A 21,859-nucleotide genomic window follows, 5' to 3' on the forward strand; every position below is an offset into this window, starting at 1 on the left:
ATGGGCGCCCTCTTTGTTGTCAGCAATGGCTAGATATCCATGCAGTTGGCATAGTAAGTTACGGTCGCCGGCCAATCGGAGAAGACCCCCAGTACTCCTATTTCTTTGGCCAGTACATCCAGTAGTTGATAAACATCGCCATCGTTATTAATGTTGCCGCTGATGCTTTGGTAGTACCAACCACCGCCTTGTGCCAGGGGGCCGGATCGCTCCAGTGACCAAGTGATTATTTTAAGCCCGGCTTCCTTGGCCGCCAGAGCATAGGCCGAGGGAACTATTTTGCCGCTGTCATCCAGAACGACTAATACCCACAAGGGCGGCGCAATGATTTCGACTCCCAGCGCCTTGAGCCTTTGCATATCGGCCTGCCAATGGCCCATATCATTGGGGTTAAAGCTGCTGTCCGAGTCATACCTGCCATCCAGATAGACGGCCTGCCTGCCAAAATCGGTATTATTGGCCAACCAGTACTGCACATCTTCCAGATTAAATGACTGGGGATAGACGTCTTTTGCCGGCACCCCGGCGGCCTGATATTCGTCGATCATCTTCTGAGCATAGTCCTGTTGGCTGAAGCCATCGAAGGGCATGGGCACGCTGGCAGCCTTAAGTTCAGGCGTCATCTTGACCTTGGCTTCTTTAAACAGAGCTATGCTCTCGGCATGGGTCATCAATGTGCCGCAACTGGCGTAAAGATCCGTGCGCCAGGCAGGAGTGCCCTCCATAAATGCTTGCGCCGTGGTGGCCTTGGGATTAAAACCATCCATCTTGCCGCAAAGCTGGTTGAATTCGTCCAGAGTTATATCGCTGGTACAGCACTCGGCGCTGGCGTTAATACCATTGGCAGCATCGGCGGGAGAGAAAGGCTGACGGCATTTGGCTGCCAACTCAGGGATGCCGAGGATATTGGTGGTTGTGGCCAGATCGCATTGGGAGTGCCGACAAACCAGCTGTTTATCGGCGGTGAAGGTGACATCACATTCCACTATCCCGGCGCCGGCATCTATAGCCGCCAAATAGGCTTCTTTGGTGTGCTCTGGAAACTGCATGGAGGCGCCGCGGTGGCCTATGCTGAAGTCGGTGCGATAAAAGGGCCCCTTGCTGCATTGTGCCAGTTTATCTTTGAGCGGCCCTTCATCCATGTCATTTACCAGAAACAGGGGACGGGGGCCCAGGTTGGCGCCAACTTTCTCCTGCTGATCCTGAGCCGGAGTTGAAGTATTGGCGTTGTTGTCATTGCTGTTGCAGCCACCGAGCAACAGACCAAGCAGTACAGAGCCAAGTAATGCCGACGTTGTTTGGGAGTGAAAAACCTTCATTAAGCAGATCCTTTTGCTATTTCGCACAGGAGTTTACTCGCCTGACGAGCATGGTATTTCTTAAGCTAAGGATGCTAAATGACAGCCGGATAGTAAAATTATGACAACTAACTTAATTAATACAGTATCTTGTTCCGGATATACTGAAGAGGAACCATTGCGTTAGTCTTAGAGTCGATTGATCTTGTCCTTCAGATCGTAGCTCTTGTCTGTAACTATGGTTTCCAGGTTGGCAATCCGCTGCTTCAGTTCGTCCACTTCCCGTTGCAGTTTTTCTATCTCACGGCTTTGACCGTCTTGCTGCTTACTGTTGTAGTCCTTGATGAGTACCATGGCAAAAAAGCCTATGGCTATGACGGCTACCAGACTCATTAATCCCATAATGACTCCTTGGGTGTTAAGCATATTGAATATTTTGGCACATTATTCTCGCACATTACGGCACTATTGTGTGGCTCGGTTGGACCAATAATACGCCAAGGGCCTCATTGAGGCCCTTGAACTTGCTTTGCCAATTAAGGCTTAAGGGTTTCTTTTATCAACACGCAGCGCCGCTCCCTTTCTATAGCTTGCTTGAGATTGCGCTGGGTCTGGGCCGATAGCTCTGGGTTGGCCTGCAAGGCTTTTTCGAGCCGCAGCACTGAGGCGTGACTGCATTGACGCGGCAATAATGCCGGCGCGTAACTGCGCATAAATACCGGGTCTTTTTCGGCGTCCAGAGTGGCTAACTGATTCAAGCGCTGCTCTGCGGTGCTGGCCTGCAGTTGCCCTTGGCTGCTGGGATAGAGGTTTTCCATCGCCACCCTCAGCTTGGCAAACGGCAGCGCCGAATGGTTGATTTTTTCCAGCCAGCGGCGTTTACCGGCGGTGTCCGGACGCACTACTTCGGCGGCGATGGCCGCCTTTTGCCCTGAATCGCTGATATCAAGTTTGGCTTCTTGCTGCAGCAGAAGTTTGCTGGTGGGGTAATCGTAACGGTTCAACTGATAGATAAGCTGCCAGCGGGTATCTTGATCCAGCTCTATTCCCTTTATCTTACTGTAGCCCTGCAGCAGTGACAGCAGGTGATCCAGCGAGTCCCCGTCGCGGGCAAAGTCCACATAGGCATCGAACCAGCGCCGCTGCAGATCTTTATTATCCGCGTTTTGCATGGTCAGACGCAGGCTCATCTGCGCCAGCGCTCTGATGGCGCGCTCGGCATAGGCCGAGTGAATCGGAGCCATCGACTCGAGCAAGGCCTTGCTGTAGCGCATATTGCCGAGAATTTGCCCCAGCAGGGTGTAATCGCTCTCTTTGGGAGCATTGATAAGCACGGTTTCCAGATACTTGTTCAAAGGCAACTTACCGCTCTGGACACTGTCCCACAGGCTTTGCCAGAGCATGGCGCGCAGCAGGGGATCTTCTACCCTGGCCAGGTGATTGAAGGCGGTATCGAACGAGCGAGGGTCGAGCTCGACTTTGACATAGCCCCAGTCCTGATAGTTGGGATAAACCAAATCAGGACAGGATGCTCCTGTAAGTTGCGGCACCAAGGTTTTTTCACCTTGGTAGCTAACGGCCAGAGTTTGCAGCAGGTGCATCTCATGGCGGCCATTGTTCAGTAAGGCTAGCTGAACTTTTTGCTCTCTGAGAGTCGGGTAGGCGGGATCGCTTGTTGACTGCAACAGGGCAAATTCACTGATGCGGCCATCTTGGCACTGGAACTCGGCCTTGAGGCTGTTGACACCGGCGCTGTAGAGCCAATCCCGGGTCCACTGGCTCAGATCCCGCTTGGCGGCCTGGCCGAGACTGCTAATGAAGTCTTCCAGTGTGGCGTTTTGCCAGGAGTAGCGTTTGAGGTATTCACTGACGCCACGGCGGAAGGTTTGCTCCCCAAGCAGGTGACGCAGTTGAATCAGAACCGCGGCCCCTTTCTGATAAGTGATGGCATCGATATTATCGAAGGCGTTGGCACTACTGGCCACTGGCACTTCTATGGGGTGGGTGGTAACGCCTGAGTCCTGTTGATAGGCACTCTGTTTGCCCCTGGCGTAAAAACTGCGCCAGGTATTGTCAAACTCAGTGGCCTCGGCGCTCGCCAGCATGCCCATAAAGGAGGCGAAGCTTTCATTGAGCCACAGACCGTTCCACCATTTCATGGTCACCAGATCGCCAAACCACTGGTGCGCCATTTCATGCATGATCACAGACGCCAAGCGCTGGCGCTGATTGGCTGTCATCTCACCACTGCCAAGAAAACGCCCTTCGGCAAAGGTGACGGCAGCAGCATTTTCCATGGCACCATAGAGGAAGTCAGGCACCAGCAGCTGATCGTATTTTTTAAAGGGGTAGTCGATACCGAAATAGTCGTCAAAAAACTTAAGCCCGGCGCCTGTGTATCTGAACCAGTCGGCGGCATTGACCTGGGCCGCCACAGATTGGCGGGCAAACAGGCGCATGGGGTATTTGCCGCTGTTGTCTTGCCAGACGTGGTAAGGGCCGGCATGCATGGAAAAGTTGTAGGGGCTCAACTTGGGCGTTGCCGGAAACTGCCACAGCTGGCTGTTACCCTCCGGGGTCACACTCAATTCTTGGGTGGCGCTGATCACCTGCCAGTCTTTGGGGGCTCTGACGGTTAACTTGTAGCTGGCCTTGAGATCCGGTTGATCGAATACGGCAAACATCTGCTGCGCGGCGGCGGGCTCAAAGTGAGAGTAGAGATAGACCTTGCCATCGACGGGATCCACAAAGCGATGCAGTCCTTCACCATTGGTGGAGTGCTGGCGTGTGAAGCTGACTTCTATCTCATTGTCGCCTTTGAGCAGCAACTTGGCACTGATCTCCAGGTAGGCGCCATTGTATTTGGGATAGAGCCTGTGGCCGTTGATCTTAAGGCTGGTGATCTGCGCCTTGCTCAAGTCCAGTGTCAGGGGCTGTTGGTTGTCGCTGAGACTGAAACGTACCAGGGTGCGGTTGGCAAATCGCTCGCTACCATCCAAGGTAAAGTCCAGTTCATAGCTGACATTGCTGACTCTGGCAGAGCGGGCCATCGCCTGTTGCTCGCTGATATAACTGCTGCCATCACGCACACCGGCAGAGGATTGAGTGCTGCTGCAGCCGCTGAGTGTCAGTAGTCCGGCAGCCAACAGGCTGAGACCAAACAACCGGGGAAGAGATTTCACAAACAGATTCCTTGCTTTTTATTGTTTTACCATTGGGTGTCGGTGTTTTCCCTCACAACAGGAATGAAAGGGGAGGAATACACTTAGGATTAATACCCTCTCAGGCTTGGTGCCCGCGGCATAAATTACGCTATTTGCCGCCAAAGAACAAAGGAGAAATGTTACAAAAAAGCCGCTGTGACAGCGGCTTTTGGGAAGGAGCGTTAGACTTGGTTAGAGCCCGAGGAAGGACTTGGACTTCACTTTGCGGATCTCTTTTTCATCGGACCATTCGATTAAGCCGGTTTCCAGATCCATCAGGCGCATAGTCATCTTGTAGTAGACATCACGGGTGCTGCCATTTTGTTTAACTATGCTGGAAAGGTTGCCGTAGAGCATGTATTGAGCGCCTATCTGACGACCGAACTTGATGGCGGTGGATGGGTCAACCATGCCGGCGTTGTTCTGGTAGTCCAGTTGCTTGCGCACTGAATCCACCTTGGTCATATCGATAAAACGGAACTTGCCTGAGCGCAGCAGCTTGTTGCTGATGGAGTCGGTCACTGACTCAGTATCTATATGCTCAGAGGTCTTGTTCTTGATCTTGTCGACAAAGATGATAGGTCTGTCGTTGGCTGTCATGGCCACCACAGGCGGGAAAGTCAGCATGCTGTCGACCATTTTGGCGGCAATGGCTTGCAGATCTGTCGAACCGAAGTTTTCATTCACTGTCTCTACCTCAGTGGCATCACCGTATTCCACTTTGGATTGACAGGCTGCCATGCCCATAGCCATTGCCAGTATCAGTATCAGCTTCAAGTGTTTCATAGTCAGTTCCATTTCAAGGTTATCAAATCAATTTTGTATAAAAACGTGTGACATTGCCAGTGTCTATTGCCCAGACCAGAGTGGTCTTGCCACTCTGAACCTGAATTTCCGTGCCCTGATTATCCAGGGTCAGTTGATAGCTGCCGGCATCGACAAACTGCCTTGCTATCTGTGCTTGGCGCGGTAACGTGAGCCAACTGCGGCGATCGGCCTGCTCTGTAACCACGTTGAATATCTGCATGGCGATCACCCCAAGATCCGAGCCGTCTTTGCGCTCTGCCTTGCGGGCCATTTCCGACTTGGCATAGACCCTGGCGGCCTGGCGCACCAGCAGATAGGGCAGTTCCTCCTTGAGCGCCGTGATGGCTAAGGCATCTATATTGGCTATCGGGGCTGCAGTCATAGGTTTTGACAAGCCGCGGATATGGGCACTGTTGACCGGTACTCTGGAGGGCATATAGGTGGGCAGAGAGACAGTTTGCCAATTGCCGTGAATGGTGAAGGGAACCGTTAGGCTCTCTTTGGCGGGCACAAAGCCGCGCTCCAACAGCAAGATGACCTGGCCTTGTCCCTTGGCAGGCGAGGGCGCTTCTCCCCAACGGCGTTTGAACTCATCATACTGAGGCATGGCAAGCTCTTTGGCCAAGCGCACCAGATCCTGCTGCAGATAAGGGTTGTTCGGCATAATCTGCGCCGCCTTGCGATAGTCGATAAAGGCATCGTTGCGCTCACCAAGGATTTCGTGCAGTACCCCTGTGGTGTAGTAACTGTAGGCGTTCAAAAACGAGCTGGTGACATTGCCGGCGGCCTTGCCCAGTTTATCCATTTCGGCGCTGATGGTGCCGTTGGCCATCTGTTGCACCGCACTGCTGGATTTCTCATACCTTTGCTGCTCCAGCGATTGCAGTTCATTGCTGCGACGTACCTCAACCAACGCGCCTTCGGCATCGCCGGCAAACAGATAATTGAGAGCCTGATACTGGTGCAGCATGATGCGCTCATACCCGGGACCGCGATAGGGAATGATATTGTCGTTCAGCAGCAGGCTGCCGCCTTGGGAACCCAGTCCGGATAAACTGAGCTTGGCCTTATCGTCAAAGGCTTGGTAGGCGGCTATGGCGCTTTGGTAATAGTCTTTGCTGGCGGCGAAATTGCCGCTTATCTGGGCGGCGCGCCCCGCTTCCTGGGCATAGAGCAGGCCATCGCGGCCGTTTATGCCATTTGCCAGTTCTTTGGCTGCATTGCCCGGCTTTGATGAGTTGAGCTCGGCGCGAACGCCTGCCAACTGGGATGGATAGTTGACTAATACACTGTTGAAGGCGCAGCCAGTGAGGCTCAATGACAACAGCAGTGGCAGCAGTAACTTGCCTGACTTCAAGAGCCGGCTCCTTGGTTTTGGATCTCCAGTCGTTCTCTCAAGGTGAGCCCTTCCAGATGATCATATTCATGCTGAAAAATGCGCGCGATAAAGCCCTGTAACCATTCCTGCTGCCACTCGCCACTGAGATCCTGATAACGTACCTCTATGCTTTCATGGCGCAGAATCTGTACTCTTTCGCCGGGCAGAGACAGGCAACCCTCTTCCCCGGCCAGCATCTTGCTTGAGCGTTTGAGTATCTGTGGGTTGATCACCACCTGGGGCGCCATCAAAGGCGCATCCGGATATCTGTCGTTGGGGTGGGGGGCCATAATAAACAAGCGGATACCTTGGCCTACCTGAGGCGCAGCTATGCCAACGCCCTGTGCCAGTTTCATGGTCTCGAGCATTTTCTCGGTCAGGGCTGCCAAAGGTTCATCGAATCGCTGAACCGGCTGGGCAGTCTGCCCCAGAATACGTTCTCCGTGGGTTGCTATGGCTAACATCCTTATCCCCCTTTATTCGACTCAGTAGTGAGGCGGCGGCGTTTCTTCCGATTGAGACGCTATATTGCTTGGCTCTACCGCCTTGAGTTTACTGATTAACAACTGGATCTGAAACTGCTGTTCAGCTACGACTTTATTGAGTTCGAAAATCTCCTGACTCAATTCTTCCAGTGTGGCTTCCTGAAATGACAGCTTGGTTTCGAGTTCTTCGATCCTGTCCGGGATTGCTTGCATTACTTACCTCTGTGTTGGCGCCGACCAGCGTTCCAGCAAGCTGGCACTACTGATACTTTGAAGTTGGCCGTTGTCGGATTCAGACACTGAGTATACTACGGCGCTTTGGGGCAAAGGCTTTTTTGGCAGTGAAACTTGCCAGTCGGCGACTCTTTTCCCCGAATCGACCTGCCACAGACTCAATTCTCTGGCTGGTGTGCCGGTTAACAAGGCCTGCTCCTGTTGGATAAAGCGCGCCGCCGAAAAGTTCATTTGCCGCCGTACTATCGCCAGCGAGCTGACCAGTTTCCCTGAGTCATTGTGCCAAATGTCGGCATTGCCGGTACTGTCGGACACTAAGCTGAGGTTACCGCTGCGGCTGAGGGCAACCTTCAGTACCCTGGAGTCCATCTGCCAGCGCCTCAGTACCTGAGCATCCTGGGTGCGCCACAGCAGGGCGGTGGCATCGTTGGCGCCGGTCAATGCCAGGCGGCCATCGGCAGAGAGGGCAACGCTGTTGACCTTTTCGCTGTGGCCAAGAAATTTCACCAGCACACCTGTGGTCGGGGTCAGCGACATTACCGCGCCATCGGCCAACCCCACCAGCAACTGGCCGTTGTCGGCCACGGCCACAGCCTGGGCTACTGCCGGCAGTGACCACCAACCCGCCGCCCGGCCGTCGGCGATTTTCCACAGTGCAACTGAATCGCGGCTTAACGTCACCGCATATTCTCCATTTACCGAAATATCAGTGGCGATCACATCGTTGGCTGCACTGCTTTGAGCCCACTGATACTTGACAGCGCCTTGTTTGAGATCCCAAAGCCTGATCCCCTCTTTGCTGCTTATCAAAGCGTAGCGGCCATCGGCAGAGAGGCTGGCGCTGTAGCTGGGATCGGCCGCCAAGGATTGGCTGCTATCCGGGCCTGGATGGCAGGCACCAAGGCCCAGCAGAGTAAAACTGAGCGTGCAAATAAGTAGCAATCTGTTTATTGCCATGAACTTATACCGCCTCGACTTGTCATTTTGAGTAAGGGTAAAACGCTGTCACTTCCATACAAGGGGCTCGGCTTGTTGACCGCTTTCCCTTGTTAACCAGTATGGATAATCTGCTTTGTATCTCAAAGTTAACTGGTATAAAGTGAGTCGTCTTACACATTTTGGGTTAATTGTAACCATTTGAAGATCCTGAGGATGCCTTTAATGAAACCGATTTACAAAATTTCACTGGTCGCGCTGGCTCTATTCGGCCTTTCCGCTTGTAACCAAGAACAAAAAACAGCGAGTGCCGACAAGGTGGAACTGAGCTCTGTCGAGCAGAAAGAAGCCTATAGCGTGGGCGCCTCTATCGGCCGCTATATGGCCGGTCATATCAAAGAACAGGAAGAGCTGGGTTTCTCAGTCGATCGTGCTTTGATTGTGACAGGTTTTCAACAGGGTCTGAAAGACGAGCTGCAACTGACAGAAGATGAGATGCAGAAAGTGCTTGAAGGTCTGGATCAAAAGCTGAATGAAAAACGTATGGCCAAGGTTCAGGAAATGGCAGCCAAGTCGATGCAGGAAAGCAAAGCCTATCTGGAACAGAACAAGGCCAAAGAAGGTGTGATCACCACTGAATCCGGTCTGCAATATGAAGTATTGACTCCAGGCGAGGGTGAGAAGCCGGCCGCCGAAGACGTAGTGACAGTTCACTACCGTGGTACTCTGATCGACGGCACTGAGTTTGACAGCTCCTACTCCCGTGGTGAACCGGCAGAATTTGCCCTGAACCGGGTGATCCCGGGCTGGACCGAAGGTGTACAGTTGATGCCGGTCGGCGCCAAGTATCGCTTCGTAATCCCATCTGAGCTGGCCTATGGCGAGCGTGACATGGGCACTATTCCAGCCAACTCAACACTCATCTTTGAAGTCGAGTTGCTCAAGGTCAAGAAGGCCGATGCCCCCGTAGAACCGACCGAAGCCGAGGCTTCTGCCAAGTAATCCCTTCTTTATATACGAAAAGTGGATACCCGATATTGAAAAGGACGCCGCCGGCGTCCTTTCTTCTTTACGACCACTGCTTGCGTCATTGATTCTAAAGCCACTTATAGCGATAGAACAGCCACAATTGTCCTCCCACCAATATCAGCAGAAATAGGCAAAAGGCTCCGAAGGCCCAGCCGACATCGGCGCCCGGGATCCCGGCGATATTGACCCCGAGCAGACCTGTGAGAAACCCCAGTGGCAGGAAGACGGCGCTGATCAGCGACAGGAAATAGAGGCGGCGATTGACGGCCTCGGCCTGACGGTTTTGCAACTCCTCCTGGGTGACGCTGGCTCTGTCTCTTATTGCGTCCAGATCTTCGATGCAGCGAATGAGTTGATCGTTGATTTCGTTGAATTTAAGCCGCTGCTGTTCATCAAATATCTTGGCCGAGTCTGCCAGCAGGCGGCTAAAGGCTTCCCGCTGCGGCGCCAGGTAGCGCCGGACCACCACTATCTGGCGCCTGAGCTCGGCGATGTCGCTGCGCAGATCCTTGTCGTTACCGGCCATGACCTTGTCTTCCAGGTCGTCGACGGTTTCCTCCAGCCGGTCGATAAACTCCGTCTTCCGCTGGGTGAGCCGCTGCGTCAACGTCAACAAGTATTCTCCTGTGTTGCCGGGGCCAGCGCCTTGGCCGACGCTTTGGATGATGTCATTGACCGATAATAGCTCGCGACTGCTGGTGCTGATTATTCTGTGATTGTCCAGGTAGAGGCGTATCGACACCATGTCTTCCGGGTCAGCCCCGGGGTTGTGATTGACCCCCCGGAGTGCCAGCAGTAGCCCGTGGCCGGATTGTACCACCCTGGGGCGAGTGTCCTGTGCCAACAGGGCAGCCACTTCCAGCGCTTCCAGGCCGCTGTGTTGTTGCAACCACTGACGGTTGGATTTCTTCTTATAGTCCAGATGCAGCCAGAGTATACCCTGCTCTGGCTGCCAGTCGCTGACCTGTTGCAGCGTCAACTCCTTGCCTGCCATCTCTCCACTGAGCAGCAAGGCACAAAACTGTTTTTCGGCCATAGATTCACTCTCATAGATTTGCTTTAGTTCAAGCTAACCTAGTTATACCACTGGGCATAGGAATTTACTCATTCAGTGGCAATGAAAAGCTCGGCAGGCAAGTAAGGTCATGGGGGGGATCGGGATAAAGCGACATTGGCTTGCGCCGCATGCGCGCTTTTTCGACTCGCGCTTTGGGAATTTGTCAGCCATTCGATGATTACACCAACTTGTCTTGCTGTAGCATCACTGTGCCATTGCCAATCTTCAATGGCTTAAATGGCTCAGAGCAGAGCTAACTGAGGAATACGGCTATAGAAAGTAAAGCATGGGCATAACTATGGGCAATCCCCGGGGCTCTGGGTTAAAATTAGTATAGGTTTGGTTACAGCAAAAGAAGTGGCACCATGGAATACGAATTTCGGCGCAATTCACTGACGGGAACCGCAATGGCCCGCTTCAGTATGGAGCATCATGTACTGGGGCAATGGTTCTCTGAAGAGTTGGCGGATGACGTCGAGATCTGCACTCGGGTCAAACAGGCATTGGCAGACTTACAGTCAGGACGCATTCGCGAATGGCAGTTGATTGGCCGGGATCTGACGCTGCAACTGGATCAGGAGCAGGTGCGTGTTTACGCCAATGTGCTCGAATTCGGCGAGAGTCAGGAGTTGGATGAGTCCCTCTCCCTCTATGATGCCGAGTCAGAAGCCTGGTGCGGCCTGGAAGACTTTCAGGATGTGCTTGAAAGTTGGTGTGACTTTCTGCACCAGAGTCGCTGATTAAGCGGCGTTGGCAACTATGAGAAGGGACGCGGGAGCGTCCCTTTTTTGTGGCTTAACGGTTGAGGTAACGCACAGCCATCTCGGTGCGGGACTTGGCATTGGCCTTGCGAAGCAGGTTTTTGACATGCACCTTGACCGTGCCTTCGCTGATATGTAGTTCTTCGGAGATTACCCTGTTGCTCTGGCCTTCAGCCAGATGCTGCAGTATCTGCAATTCTCTCGGTGTCAGGCTGTCGAGCCAGGCTTCCTCGTCGGCGGCATTTTTCAATTCAAACAGATAGTCTTCCACTTCGGCGCTGATCACTCGGTGGCCGGACATGGCTTCTTTTAGTTGCCCGAGCAGCAGATCGGGTTCAGTATCCTTGAGCAGGTAACCATCGGCGCCGGCTCGCAGTAAACGGATAACATCCTGTTTGGCATCGGAAACCGTCAGGATAACGATTCTGGAGGTCACTCCCTCCTGACGCAGGGCGTTCAGGGTATCTAGGCCTGTCATACCTTTCATATTCAGATCCAGCAGGATAATGTCCGGCTCGTTTTCGGCGGTAGCCGCCAGGGCGTCGAGCCCGGTACCGGCTTCACCGAAGAGACTAAAGTCAGGATCGGATGCCAGTAACTGACAGATACCGCGACGCAGTAAGGGATGGTCATCGACTACCAGAACTGAATAAGGTTTACCCATGATGTGGCTCCTGCTGAGGTGGGAAAGTCAGGACAACACTGGTGCCTCCCGACGCATTGCTGGAAAATTCAACCATACCCGAGAGACGGCTGGCTCGTTCGTGCATTATCCCTATGCCGAAATGTTGATCCCTTTCCTTGATATGCGCCAGGCCTATGCCGTTGTCTTCGACACAGATAACCACCATGTTATCAGAGTTCTTTTCGCAGCTGATACAAATACGACTCGCATTTGCATGTTTAATGGCATTGAGGGTGGCTTCTCGGGTGAGCTGCAGAATGTGAATGTGTTGGTGCGCCGCCAGTAACTGTGGCGGCAGGCGATAGCTGAGTTCCAGCTCTGTATCTGTTTGGCCGCGCAGTTGCTCCAGCATGGCTTCGAGGGCGTTGCGCAGATTGGGTTCTTTAACGGTCAGGCGGAAGGTCGACAGCAGTTCTCTGAGTTGGGCGTAGGCTGTGGTTACTCCCTCATTGAGTTCTTCGAGCTGTTGGGTCACTGCCGGGCTTTTGCAGCTCTGGTCGAGGCCTTTACGCAGCAAACTTATCTGAATTTTTAGGAAGGACAGCAGTTGCCCAAGAGAATCGTGCAGCTCTCTGGCGATAACTGCCCGCTCTTCCAGCAGGGCCAGCTGTTGGCGCTGCTCGGAGGCGTTGTGAATCACAATCGAGCGAGCCAGCATAATGGCGAAGTTTTCAAACAGGGGCACATTGATATCGTGCTTGCCTATCACTTCCAGAAAGCCGAGTTCCTGCTGTTCAAATTTGAGCGGAAACTGCATGGTCTGTCCGGATTGCGGCCAGATATCCTCGTCGGTAGCTATCACCTCCATGGCATCTTCATCCTGCTGAATAATCAGCCGCAGATGTTGCAGGTGCTCATACTCCTTGAGTTGCAGCAGCGACTGCCGCATCACCTCGAAATTGAGTTTGCCCGAGTGCAGCAACACCAGATTGTCATAAAGAAACTTGAGCTCACGGTTGGCACGGGTCAACGCCAGGGTCTTCTCCTTTACCTGAGTTTCCAGGTTGCCGTAGAGAGTTGCCAGCTCCTGAGCCGTACTGTCGAGGGCATCGGAAAGAGCGCTGAGCTCAATATATTCCGTCTTCGGCATTTCGACGGCAAAGTTACCTTTGGATATAGTGTTGGCCGATTCCATCATCTGTTGCAGCGGCACCACCACCTTGCGTTTGGTAAAGCGCACGGCGATAAAGGCAATCAGCAGCATCAAACCCAGACCTACTATCTGGCTGATGGCCAGCAATCTTAGTTTGAAGGCGGCATGGTGCTCCATCTCCAATACCAGCAAATCTATGGTATCGACAAAGTCTTTCAGCGAGGAGGCGTAGTTGCGTGAGTCTTCCTGCTCTATGTAGTACTTCATGACCTTCCACTTGCTGATCACCAGTTGGTACTGCTGCCCGAGCCTGGCAGGTGATGACCAGTCCATCGAGCGCACCAAGGCATCTGAGTAGAGGGTATTTTCAAATTCGCGAATTTTTTGCAGCGCTTCTTCACTGCCAGAGTTGGCATAAAACATCAGCCGGTAGCTCTGCATCCGCAATGAACCGGAAGCGTTGATCGCCCTGGCATCCCCCAGGCTGTAAGACAGATTGATAATGGCAAAAGTGGCCAAACCGCTTGAAAGCAGGATAAGGGTCAGCATTAAGCCTAAAATGGTAGAGGTCAAACTGCCTCGTTTCATGAAATATTCACTCACTTTTGCTAAGGTTTCCTCAGTCCCTGCAGTGTTGCTCTCGATGACCGGAAAGGAAACGCGCCGATAAGATTGTCGAGAATAAAAAAGGACTTGGGTCTCAGAGTTCTACATTAGCCAGCACTTGAATACATTAACAAGAGTACAAAAATGTGAACAACATCGCCTTCACATTTTGATCTGGCGCAAACTTCGCCCCGGATACCCCCTAAGAGGTATATTTTTGGTGTATTCAAGCGGCTACTTTTGACCTTGGAGATGTCGTGGTTATTGCAAATAACGATAAAGTAACACGGAGATGAGATGGTGAAAAAATTAAACCAAAAATCCTTTGCACTCAGTGCATTGGTCGCCGCAAGCCTAATGGCTGCCGGTGCGTTTGCGAGTGACAAGACCGAGCCTCGCAACGAAGTCTACAAAGACAAGTACAAAAATCAATATGCCAGTTGGCATGACACTGCAAAGAGTTCTGAAATTGTTGATGTATTGGCAGAAGATCCCAACCTGGTCATCATGTGGGCCGGTTATGGTTTCGCCAAGGACTACAATGCCCCTCGTGGCCACATTTATGCCGTGACAGATGTGCGCAATACCCTGCGTACCGGTGCGCCAAAGAGTGCCGAAGATGGCCCAATGCCAATGGCTTGCTGGAGCTGTAAGAGCCCGGATGTACCTCGCCTGATTGAAGAGCAGGGTGAAGATGGTTACTTCACCGGCAAGTGGGCCAAAGGTGGCCCTGAAGTGGTTAACGCCATAGGTTGTGGTGACTGTCACGAGAAAGGCTCGCCTAAGCTGCGCTTGGGCCGTCCTTTTGCCGAGCGCGCCATGGATACCCTGGGTACACCATTTGGGGTAAGCGGATTAAATGGTTGATCTTACCTTTGCATGAGAGTGAGACAGACCGGCATCTCATCGGATTATCTGGTTGATGCTTCACCTACTGCTGGTGCATGTTTCCTTCGCTAATTCCAGCAAGAACCCCACACGCCTCAACTTCCCGGTCATCGTTGCAACTCGCTCTCAGTGAAACGAGTTGTTTCTCAAGCGCTTGCAGAGCGGTTATCTGCGACCGCACATGAGAGATGTGATCATCGAGCAAGGCGTTGACGGCGGTACAAGGCTGATGAGGGTCGTCCTGATAGCTCTGTAGTTCGTGAATCTCAGCCAGTGACAGGCCCAGGATTCTGCAGCGACGGATGAAGGCCAGCCCCTCACCATGCTTCTCGGTATAGACACGGTAACCGTTGTCCTGCCGATCAGGCGGCGGCAACAAGCCCTGCTGTTCATAGAAGCGGATCGTCTGTGTTTCGACCCCTACCAACTGCGCCAACTGACCAATGCGCATCAGCCTCCTCCCCAACGGATTCTTTACTCTATTGACCTTATAGTAGCTTTATAGTTTTAAATGGTACCACAACATTGTTCAAGTGGAGTCGTATCATGAGCAAATCCTGTGGTGGCGCCTGTGGCGGTGATGCAACGTCCGCAGCGGATACCGATATACAGGCCTCCTCCGAGGCGCCAGGGAGATGGGTCAGTGTTTATGCCGTGCCGAAGATGGACTGTCCATCAGAAGAACGAATGATTCGCCTAGCCCTGAACGGCTTTGAGGAGATTCGGGCGCTGTCCTTCGACTTGTCGAACCGCCGGCTGAAGGTCGTGCATGACGGCGAGGTCGAGCCCGTCACCTCGAAACTGAAGACCTTGGGGCTAGGCGCCTCGCTTCAGGAAACCGTCGCTGCAAATCCGGAGACCATCAAGGCCGCCGAGTTTTCGGCAGCTTCTGCTAAGCAAGAATCCGGGACCCTGCGCTGGTTGCTCGGCATCAATGCACTTCTGTTCGTGGTGGAAATGACTGCCGGTCTGATCGCCCAGTCCACCGGCCTGATTGGAGAATCCCTGGACAATTTTGCCGATGCGGCGGTGTACGGGCTTGCCCTTTATGCGGTTGGACATAGCGTGAAAATGCAGGTACGTGCCGCGCATCTTGCTGGTGTACTGCAACTGATCTTGGCTGTGGGCGTGCTCGTAGAGGTGGTGAGACGCTTTGTATTCGGTAGTGAGCCTGAATCGCTGGTGATGATGGCTATCGCATTCGTCGCATTGATTGCCAATACCAGTTGTCTGCTGCTCATATCCAAACATCGGGAAGGCGGGGCGCACATGAAGGCAAGCTGGATATTCTCGGCCAACGACGTGGTGATCAACCTGGGGGTCATCACCGCCGGCGCCCTGGTCGCGTGGACCGGTTCCAATTATCCGGATCTGATTATCGGCACCATCGCGGGGGGCATTGTACTTAACGGTGCCAGACGCATTTTGGCGTTGAAGGGTTAAATAATGCTCATTATTGGCAAAAAGCTCTCGCCGTATGCCCTATTGTCCATATCGGGCCTGCTGGCAGCGTCTGATCAGGCTGTAAAGTGGCTGGTGCAGCAATCAATGGCCTATGGCGAGTATGTTTCGGTGACCCCGTTCTTTAACTGGGTGCACCTATGGAACACCGGTGCCGCATTCAGTCTTTTTGCGAATGGTGGAGGCTGGCAGCGCTACTTTTTTATCGGAATCGCGGTAGTGGTCTCGATTTTTCTGATCAAGCTGATCCTTGAAAATCGTCATAAAGGAGAAGCCATCGCTTACAGTCTTATCCTCGGTGGCGCCATGGGCAACCTGATTGACCGGGTCTTTCGCGGCTATGTTGTGGATTCCTTTGATTTCTATTGGCGAGATTGGCATTGGCCGGCCTTCAACCTGGCTGATATTGCAATTGTCCTCGGTGCCTTACTTTTCGTTTCCAGCAGTTTGTTGGGTAAAAAAGCAAACACCAATGCCGAGCCGGATGGATCTGACTGACACCTACGCCTATACAACACCATGACCGAACTTCCCGACAACATCCTTCACCTGCCGCAATACCAAGTACTGGGCTGCAAATCAACCGACGACGAAATGCACTTCCAGGTGGACGCGCCCGATCCCATCTCCTGCGAGGAATGCGGCGTGCAGGGTGAGTTCGTGCGGTTCGGCAAGCGTGATGTTCCCTATCGGGATCTGCCCATCCACGGTAAGCGGGTCACCCTCTGGGTGGTCCGCCGCCGGTACACCTGCCGGGCCTGCAAGACTACCTTCAGGCCCCAGCTACCGGGGATGGTGGACGGCTTCCGCATGACGCTGCGGCTGCATGAATACGTGGAGAAGGAATCCTTCAACCACCCCTACACCTTCGTGGCGGCACAGACCGGCCTGGACGAGAAGACGGTACGCGACATCTTCAACGCCCGCGCCGAGTTCCTGGGGCGCTGGCACCGCTTCGAGACGCCCCGCATTCTGGGCATCGACGAGCTGTACCTGAACAAGCGCTACCGCTGCATCCTGACCAACATCGAGGAGCGAACCCTGCTCGACCTGCTGGCCACCCGCCGTCAGGACGTGGTGACCAACTACCTGATGAAGCTGAAAGACCGGCATAAGGTCGAGATCGTCAGCATGGACATGTGGAACCCCTACCGGACAGCGGTCAAGACGGTGCTGCCACAGGCCCGCATCGTGGTCGATAAATTCCATGTGGTGCGTATGGCCAACGATGCCTTGGAGAAGGTACGCAAGGGTCTCAGGAAGGAGCTGAAGCCTTCCCAAAGCCGAACCCTCAAGGGAGACCGGAAAATCCTGCTGAAACGCGCTCACGAAGTCTCAGACCGGGAACGCCTCATCATGGAGACCTGGACGGGAGCATTCCCGCAACTGCTGGCCGCCTACGAGCACAAGGAACGCTTCTACGGCATCTGGGACGCCACCACACGACCCCAGGCAGAAGCCGCCCTGGACGACTGGATAGCTACTATTCCGAACGGCCAGAAGGAAGTCTGGAGCGATCTGGTCAGGGCGGTGGGCAACTGGCGCGAAGAGATCATGACCTACTTCGAGACGGACATCCCCGTCACCAACGCTTACACGGAGTCCATCAACCGACTGGCCAAGGACAAGAACCGTGAAGGGCGTGGTTACTCCTTCGAAGTGATGCGGGCACGAATGCTCTACACCACGAAGCACAAGAAGAAGGCCCCGACTGCGAAGGTCTCTCCGTTCTACAAGAAAAGCATCGGTTACGGACTGCCGGACTTCGCAGAGGAACTCAACTACGGGGTCGATCTATCAACCATCTGAGGGTGGTATCAGGTTGGTGGGGTAAAGGTGCCCCATCAACCATTAAATCCGTATACCCACCATTTGATAAGGCCTCCCGTAAAGACAAGCAATCCATGGTTTGTGGTCAGTGTCACGTAGAATACTACTTTGAGAAAGTGGAAGGCCGTAAGGGCTTTGTTAAGTTCCCATGGGATCAAGGTACTACAGTGGAATCCATGGAAGCCTACTACGATGCCATTGAGTTTGCTGACTGGACTCACGCCTTGTCCAAGACACCTATGTTGAAGGCACAGCACCCAGGCTATGAAACTTGGCAGTTGGGGGTACACGGTAAGAACAACGTGACTTGTGTTGACTGTCACATGCCGAAAGTAACCAACGACAAGGGGCGTAAGTTCACCGATCACAAAGTGGGTAATCCTTTCGACCGCTTCGAAGAAACCTGTGCTCAGTGCCACACTCAGAGCAAAGAGTTTATGGAGAATCTGACTGCCGAGCGTAAAGCCAAGGTTAATGAGCTGAAGTTGAAGGCTGAAGATCAAATCGTCAAGGCGCACTTCGAAGCTGCTGCCGCCTGGAAAGCCGGTGCGACTGAAGTCGAAATGAAGCCAATCCTGACTGATATCCGTCATGCTCAATGGCGCTGGGATTATGCTATCGCCTCTCACGGTGTCGCGGCTCACGCTCCTGATGAAGCGCTGCGGGTACTGGGTACTGCGGTTGACAAGGCTGCCAACGCCCGGGTGAAACTGGCGCAGTTGCTGGCCAAGAAAGGTATCGTTGATCCTGTCGCTCTGCCTGATATCTCCACCAAGGCCAAGGCTCAGGCCGCTCTGGGTATGGACATGAAGAAGATGGTTTCCGACAAGGAAGACTTCAAGAAAAATGTTCTGCCCAAGTGGGATGCTGAAGCCAAGAAGCGTGAAGCGACCTACAAGTAACAGTCGTTAACACTCGTAAATGAAAAATCCCCGCACCGCGGGGATTTTTTTATCTTACAAGAAATCAGTGGTAGCCCGTGAGGGATTACAGACCTATTTGATCAGCTTAAGCAGAGCCTTGAAGCGTTCACCTTCTGCCTGATGTTGCAGTTCAAACAGTAAAGATTCGCTGTTGTTGAGCCTGGCTCCCTGCTGCTTCATCATCTCTATTCCCAAGCGTTTGTTGCTTTCACTGCGGGAGCTGACGGCATCGGCTATCAAGTGCACATCGAAACCCTGCTCGATAAGGTCACCACAGGTTTGATAGACACAGACATGTGTCTCTATCCCGGCCAGCAGTACCTGTTTGCGGCCCGCGCTCAACAGTGCCTCACGGAACGCCGGGCAGTGCCAGCCACTGAAGTGATGCTTGGCAATCGGCGATGTGGTTTTGGATAGCAGGGCGGCCAGTGACTCTGTAGTGGGGCCGAGCTTCTGCGGCAACTGTTCCAGCCAGAGCACCGGGATATCAAACAAGGCTGTGCCTTCTATCAGCATGGCCAGTTGCTGATGCAGCTGTTCACTCTTGTCCATTATCTGCGCCAGTTTACCCTGAACATCCACTATGACCAGCACACATTCTTCCGCTTTTAACATCTTGTTCTCCTTCTGGTTGGCCTTAGGACAGGTGTAAACGAGCCCTGCTTTTGCTTCAGTAAACCTAAGGACATTCAGTTAACGACAGGACAGGGCTTAAGCCAATAGGCCTTAGGTCGTAGATGATTGCGCTTTTTTTGTGCGCCTGAGCCTTGCTTGCACTTAATTGGTGCATATCTGCAGCTCTCAACCGGGTCCGTAAAAACTAACTCTTTATAAAACAAAAAATTAACATTTTGGCCTAATGTTTGAATTGCTTTTGGCATAACACCAATACAGCAAGGCGATTCTGGAGGTCTGGATGAAATTAGTCAGCGCAATCATTAAGCCGTTCAAGCTCGATGATGTCCGCGAAGCGATTGCGGGCATAGGCATTGAGGGGATGACGGTTACCGAAGTTAAAGGTTTTGGTCGGCAAAAAGGACATACAGAGCTCTATCGGGGAGCCGAGTATCAGGTGGACTTTCTGCCCAAGGTTAAGCTCGAGATAGCCACTAAGGCGGAGAATCTTGAGCACCTGCTGGAGGTCATCACCAATGCCGCTCATACCGGCAAGATAGGTGACGGCAAGATCTTTGTGACAGATCTGGAACAGGTTATCCGTATTCGTACGGGCGAAACAGACACAGAAGCGCTGTAAGGGGGAGAAGATGGAAGAACTGAGCAAATTGGGTACTACGGTCACAGAGCTGCGTTTTGCGCTGGACACCTTTTACTTTCTGATCTCCGGCGCGCTGGTGATGTGGATGGCGGCGGGTTTCGCCATGCTGGAGGCCGGGTTGGTGCGTTCCAAAAATACCACAGAGATACTCACCAAAAACATCTGTCTCTATTCAATTGCCTGTATCACCTACCTGATTGTGGGTTACAACATCATGTATGTGGATAATGTCGAAGGTGGCTGGCTGCCGAGCATCAGCACCTTGATAGGAGCTCAAGCCGCCGACGCCGACCATGCGCTGGAGTCTGATTTCTTCTTCCAGGTGGTATTTGTGGCTACAGCCATGTCGATTGTTTCCGGCGCCGTGGCCGAGCGCATGCGCCTGTGGGCTTTCCTGGCATTCAGCCTGGTAATGACGGCAGTCATCTATCCGGTGGAAGGTTACTGGACCTGGGGCGGTGGTTTCCTTTCCGAAGCCGGCTTTGTCGACTTTGCCGGTAGCGGCATAGTGCATATGGCCGGTGCGGCCGCGGCCTTGGCCGGTGTCTTGCTGCTGGGAGCCCGCAAAGGGAAATATGGCGCCAATGGCCAGGTTAACCCTATCCCGGGTTCCAACCTGCCGCTGGCAACCCTGGGGACTTTTATCCTCTGGATGGGCTGGTTTGGTTTCAACGGTGGTTCTCAGTTACTGGTCTCTGATGCCGAAAATGCCAGCGCTGTGGCCAAAGTCTTCGTTAACACCAATTCGGCGGCGGCCTTCGGTGCGGTATCTGCACTGATCGTCTGTAAGATGGTGTGGGGCAAGGCCGACTTGACCATGATACTCAATGGTACTTTGGCTGGTTTGGTGGCTATCACGGCCGATCCCTTGTCGCCCTCGCTGCCGATGGCGGGTGTGATAGGCCTGGTAGCCGGCGGTTTGGTGGTGTTCTCCATTGTGGGCTTTGACCGCATCAAGATAGACGATCCTGTCGGGGCTATCTCGGTGCACGGGGTCGCCGGTTTCTTCGGTTTGATGATGGTGCCTCTGTCCAATGCCGATGCCAGTGTGACAGGGCAGCTGTTTGGCGCTGCGGTGATCTCTGCCTGGGTGTTCCTGGCGTCATTGCTGGTGTGGGGCGCCTTGAAAGTGACCATGGGGATCCGGGTGACCGAAGAGGAAGAGTACAACGGTATGGACGCGTCGGACTGTGGTATCGATGCCTATCCTGAGTTTGTAACTGTCAAGAACGCCAACTGAGAGGCCAAGAACGCCAATTGATAAGTCAAGAACGCCAATTGATAAGTCAAGAATGCCAGCTGATAAGCCATGAGTGTTCTTGAGAGATCAAGCAGGCTTCCTTCACCTTTAAGCCATCTCTTGTGAGATGGCTTTTGGTTAGAGCTGGCTTTGGGGTTACCGGCCTTGTTGTTACCTGGCTTGGCGGGAGTCGGCCAGGAAAAGCGTATTTTGCGGCTATGGCGCTTGATGACAGACGCTCTTGGGGGCAGACTGAAAGCAGAAACAGCCTGGAGCCTAAGGGGATGGCGATGAAGACTCTCAGTGTAATGAAGCTGACCGGTACTTTTTTCGGCGCTTTGTTAGTTACCTTGCTGTGGCTTGGCAATGCCGAGGCAGGTCAAGTGGTGGTTCGTGATGCCAGTGAGCCCTTCGATGCCTTTGCCGTCAGGGATGAATTACTGCGTCAGCATGAGTGGCAGGAACTACTGCGCTCGCAGCAACAACTGGAGATCCTCCGCAGCCTGCCTGCCATATGTGTTCCTTACATGCGCCCCTATCGCTACTTTTCCTGCAATGGCCATTTTTATCGCCCCTATCTTTACCGGCAACAGCAGCTCTATATAGGGATCCCCAAGCCGGGTTCCGAAGTTATCGCTCCCGGAAATGAAGGCTTGAACTAGGGTATAT

21 protein-coding genes and 2 pseudogenes are annotated in these 21,859 nt (G+C 53.3%); 10 read left to right on the plus strand and 13 right to left on the minus strand.

The window, feature by feature from the left end; translation table 11 throughout:
• Window positions 1–29: 29 nt before the first annotated feature.
• The 8 genes from SIL79_RS10890 to SIL79_RS10925 form a co-directional block, all read right to left on the minus strand.
• Window positions 30–1,319, minus strand: a complete 1,290-nt coding sequence (locus tag SIL79_RS10890; RefSeq protein WP_144360976.1) for a glycerophosphodiester phosphodiesterase family protein — start codon at window positions 1,317–1,319, stop codon at window positions 30–32.
• Window positions 1,320–1,487: 168 nt separating this feature from the next.
• On the minus strand, window positions 1,488–1,700 hold the full coding sequence (locus SIL79_RS10895) for a hypothetical protein (protein WP_039035807.1): 213 nt from the start codon (window positions 1,698–1,700) through the stop codon (window positions 1,488–1,490).
• Between the two features lie 134 nt (window positions 1,701–1,834).
• Window positions 1,835–4,480 (minus strand): aminopeptidase N, encoded by a 2,646-nt coding sequence (pepN, locus tag SIL79_RS10900; protein WP_405130415.1) that lies wholly within the window; start codon window positions 4,478–4,480, stop codon window positions 1,835–1,837.
• 213 nt (window positions 4,481–4,693) lie between these two features.
• A complete protein-coding gene (gene lpoB / locus SIL79_RS10905; RefSeq protein ID WP_177192617.1) occupies window positions 4,694–5,287 on the minus strand; it encodes a penicillin-binding protein activator LpoB in 594 nt (197 codons plus the stop codon).
• A gap of 22 nt (window positions 5,288–5,309) precedes the next feature.
• The gene (locus tag SIL79_RS10910; RefSeq protein WP_234501548.1) at window positions 5,310–6,665 is read right to left on the minus strand and encodes a COG3014 family protein; all 1,356 of its coding nucleotides are present in this window, start codon (window positions 6,663–6,665) and stop codon (window positions 5,310–5,312) included.
• Window positions 6,662–7,150, minus strand: a complete 489-nt coding sequence (def, locus tag SIL79_RS10915; protein ID WP_234501549.1) for a peptide deformylase — start codon at window positions 7,148–7,150, stop codon at window positions 6,662–6,664. The genes SIL79_RS10910 and def overlap by 4 nt, the downstream gene beginning before the upstream one ends.
• A gap of 21 nt (window positions 7,151–7,171) precedes the next feature.
• Window positions 7,172–7,384 carry a SlyX family protein gene (locus tag SIL79_RS10920; RefSeq protein ID WP_025011529.1) on the minus strand — a complete coding sequence of 71 codons (213 nt, stop codon included), beginning with the start codon at window positions 7,382–7,384 and terminating at the stop codon, window positions 7,172–7,174.
• 3 nt (window positions 7,385–7,387) lie between these two features.
• Window positions 7,388–8,362: a WD40 repeat domain-containing protein gene (locus SIL79_RS10925; protein ID WP_319619267.1), complete on the minus strand. Its 975-nt coding sequence runs from the start codon at window positions 8,360–8,362 to the stop codon at window positions 7,388–7,390.
• A gap of 204 nt (window positions 8,363–8,566) precedes the next feature.
• Between SIL79_RS10925 and fkpA the strand changes: the two genes are divergently transcribed.
• Window positions 8,567–9,343: an FKBP-type peptidyl-prolyl cis-trans isomerase gene (gene fkpA / locus SIL79_RS10930; RefSeq protein WP_039035812.1), complete on the plus strand. Its 777-nt coding sequence runs from the start codon at window positions 8,567–8,569 to the stop codon at window positions 9,341–9,343.
• A gap of 94 nt (window positions 9,344–9,437) precedes the next feature.
• On the opposite strand, the gene zntB is transcribed toward fkpA, so the two are convergent.
• A complete protein-coding gene (gene zntB / locus SIL79_RS10935; RefSeq protein ID WP_071477156.1) occupies window positions 9,438–10,406 on the minus strand; it encodes a zinc transporter ZntB in 969 nt (322 codons plus the stop codon).
• 386 nt (window positions 10,407–10,792) lie between these two features.
• Between zntB and SIL79_RS10940 the strand changes: the two genes are divergently transcribed.
• Complete coding sequence (locus SIL79_RS10940) at window positions 10,793–11,167, plus strand: YacL family protein (RefSeq protein WP_039035814.1); 375 nt, start codon at window positions 10,793–10,795, stop codon at window positions 11,165–11,167.
• A gap of 55 nt (window positions 11,168–11,222) precedes the next feature.
• Here the strand turns inward: SIL79_RS10940 and SIL79_RS10945 are convergent, their stop codons facing one another.
• Together SIL79_RS10945 and narQ are read right to left on the minus strand one after the other, a co-directional pair.
• Window positions 11,223–11,852, minus strand: coding sequence for a response regulator (locus tag SIL79_RS10945; protein ID WP_025011524.1), 630 nt, complete (start codon window positions 11,850–11,852; stop codon window positions 11,223–11,225).
• Window positions 11,845–13,554: a nitrate/nitrite two-component system sensor histidine kinase NarQ gene (gene narQ, locus SIL79_RS10950; protein WP_319619268.1), complete on the minus strand. Its 1,710-nt coding sequence runs from the start codon at window positions 13,552–13,554 to the stop codon at window positions 11,845–11,847. The genes SIL79_RS10945 and narQ overlap by 8 nt, the downstream gene beginning before the upstream one ends.
• Window positions 13,555–13,869: 315 nt before the next feature.
• On the opposite strand from narQ, the pseudogene SIL79_RS10955 reads away from it, so the two are divergent.
• A pseudogene (locus SIL79_RS10955) lies at window positions 13,870–14,415 on the plus strand (ammonia-forming cytochrome c nitrite reductase subunit c552); the annotation flags it as partial.
• 88 nt (window positions 14,416–14,503) lie between these two features.
• Here the strand turns inward: SIL79_RS10955 and cadR are convergent.
• On the minus strand, window positions 14,504–14,911 hold the full coding sequence (cadR, locus tag SIL79_RS10960; RefSeq protein ID WP_004364961.1) for a Cd(II)/Pb(II)-responsive transcriptional regulator: 408 nt from the start codon (window positions 14,909–14,911) through the stop codon (window positions 14,504–14,506).
• Between the two features lie 95 nt (window positions 14,912–15,006).
• Between cadR and SIL79_RS10965 the strand changes: the two genes are divergently transcribed.
• From SIL79_RS10965 to SIL79_RS10980, 4 genes and pseudogenes are all read left to right on the plus strand, one after another.
• Window positions 15,007–15,903 (plus strand): cation transporter, encoded by an 897-nt coding sequence (locus SIL79_RS10965; RefSeq protein WP_004574643.1) that lies wholly within the window; start codon window positions 15,007–15,009, stop codon window positions 15,901–15,903.
• A 3-nt stretch (window positions 15,904–15,906) separates the two neighbouring features.
• Complete coding sequence (gene lspA, locus SIL79_RS10970; protein WP_004863699.1) at window positions 15,907–16,419, plus strand: signal peptidase II; 513 nt, start codon at window positions 15,907–15,909, stop codon at window positions 16,417–16,419.
• A gap of 21 nt (window positions 16,420–16,440) precedes the next feature.
• Window positions 16,441–17,730 carry an ISL3 family transposase gene (locus tag SIL79_RS10975; protein WP_319619287.1) on the plus strand — a complete coding sequence of 430 codons (1,290 nt, stop codon included), beginning with the start codon at window positions 16,441–16,443 and terminating at the stop codon, window positions 17,728–17,730.
• 59 nt (window positions 17,731–17,789) lie between these two features.
• Window positions 17,790–18,653, plus strand: a pseudogene (locus SIL79_RS10980) (ammonia-forming cytochrome c nitrite reductase subunit c552); the annotation flags it as partial.
• A 93-nt stretch (window positions 18,654–18,746) separates the two neighbouring features.
• Here the strand turns inward: SIL79_RS10980 and SIL79_RS10985 are convergent.
• Complete coding sequence (locus SIL79_RS10985; RefSeq protein WP_039036015.1) at window positions 18,747–19,289, minus strand: hydrolase; 543 nt, start codon at window positions 19,287–19,289, stop codon at window positions 18,747–18,749.
• A 301-nt stretch (window positions 19,290–19,590) separates the two neighbouring features.
• On the opposite strand from SIL79_RS10985, the gene glnK reads away from it, so the two are divergent.
• The 3 genes from glnK (at window position 19,591) to SIL79_RS11000 (ending at window position 21,852) form a co-directional block, all read left to right on the plus strand.
• Complete coding sequence (gene glnK, locus SIL79_RS10990) at window positions 19,591–19,929, plus strand: P-II family nitrogen regulator (protein ID WP_025011521.1); 339 nt, start codon at window positions 19,591–19,593, stop codon at window positions 19,927–19,929.
• A gap of 10 nt (window positions 19,930–19,939) precedes the next feature.
• Window positions 19,940–21,190: an ammonium transporter gene (locus SIL79_RS10995; protein WP_101096608.1), complete on the plus strand. Its 1,251-nt coding sequence runs from the start codon at window positions 19,940–19,942 to the stop codon at window positions 21,188–21,190.
• Between the two features lie 290 nt (window positions 21,191–21,480).
• Complete coding sequence (locus SIL79_RS11000) at window positions 21,481–21,852, plus strand: hypothetical protein (RefSeq protein ID WP_229800126.1); 372 nt, start codon at window positions 21,481–21,483, stop codon at window positions 21,850–21,852.
• Window positions 21,853–21,859 lie beyond the last annotated feature (7 nt).

Source organism: Shewanella indica (assembly GCF_033842865.1).
GTDB lineage: Bacteria > Pseudomonadota > Gammaproteobacteria > Enterobacterales > Shewanellaceae > Shewanella > Shewanella indica.

Bases quoted from the DNA above. Each gene is read 5' to 3' on its own strand.
- SIL79_RS10890 (WP_144360976.1), bottom strand. From the start codon at position 1,319: ATGAAGGTTTTTCACTCCCAAACAACGTCGGCATTACTTGGCTCTGTA.
- SIL79_RS10895 (WP_039035807.1), bottom strand. From the start codon at position 1,700: ATGGGATTAATGAGTCTGGTAGCCGTCATAGCCATAGGCTTTTTTGCC.
- lpoB (WP_177192617.1), bottom strand. From the start codon at position 5,287: ATGAAACACTTGAAGCTGATACTGATACTGGCAATGGCTATGGGCATG.
- def (WP_234501549.1), bottom strand. From the start codon at position 7,150: ATGTTAGCCATAGCAACCCACGGAGAACGTATTCTGGGGCAGACTGCC.
- SIL79_RS10920 (WP_025011529.1), bottom strand. From the start codon at position 7,384: ATGCAAGCAATCCCGGACAGGATCGAAGAACTCGAAACCAAGCTGTCA.
- SIL79_RS10925 (WP_319619267.1), bottom strand. From the start codon at position 8,362: ATGGCAATAAACAGATTGCTACTTATTTGCACGCTCAGTTTTACTCTG.
- fkpA (WP_039035812.1), top strand. From the start codon at position 8,567: ATGAAACCGATTTACAAAATTTCACTGGTCGCGCTGGCTCTATTCGGC.
- zntB (WP_071477156.1), bottom strand. From the start codon at position 10,406: ATGGCCGAAAAACAGTTTTGTGCCTTGCTGCTCAGTGGAGAGATGGCA.
- SIL79_RS10940 (WP_039035814.1), top strand. From the start codon at position 10,793: ATGGAATACGAATTTCGGCGCAATTCACTGACGGGAACCGCAATGGCC.
- SIL79_RS10945 (WP_025011524.1), bottom strand. From the start codon at position 11,852: ATGGGTAAACCTTATTCAGTTCTGGTAGTCGATGACCATCCCTTACTG.
- narQ (WP_319619268.1), bottom strand. From the start codon at position 13,554: ATGAAACGAGGCAGTTTGACCTCTACCATTTTAGGCTTAATGCTGACC.
- cadR (WP_004364961.1), bottom strand. From the start codon at position 14,911: ATGCGCATTGGTCAGTTGGCGCAGTTGGTAGGGGTCGAAACACAGACG.
- SIL79_RS10965 (WP_004574643.1), top strand. From the start codon at position 15,007: ATGAGCAAATCCTGTGGTGGCGCCTGTGGCGGTGATGCAACGTCCGCA.
- lspA (WP_004863699.1), top strand. From the start codon at position 15,907: ATGCTCATTATTGGCAAAAAGCTCTCGCCGTATGCCCTATTGTCCATA.
- SIL79_RS10975 (WP_319619287.1), top strand. From the start codon at position 16,441: ATGACCGAACTTCCCGACAACATCCTTCACCTGCCGCAATACCAAGTA.
- SIL79_RS10985 (WP_039036015.1), bottom strand. From the start codon at position 19,289: ATGTTAAAAGCGGAAGAATGTGTGCTGGTCATAGTGGATGTTCAGGGT.
- glnK (WP_025011521.1), top strand. From the start codon at position 19,591: ATGAAATTAGTCAGCGCAATCATTAAGCCGTTCAAGCTCGATGATGTC.
- SIL79_RS10995 (WP_101096608.1), top strand. From the start codon at position 19,940: ATGGAAGAACTGAGCAAATTGGGTACTACGGTCACAGAGCTGCGTTTT.
- SIL79_RS11000 (WP_229800126.1), top strand. From the start codon at position 21,481: ATGAAGACTCTCAGTGTAATGAAGCTGACCGGTACTTTTTTCGGCGCT.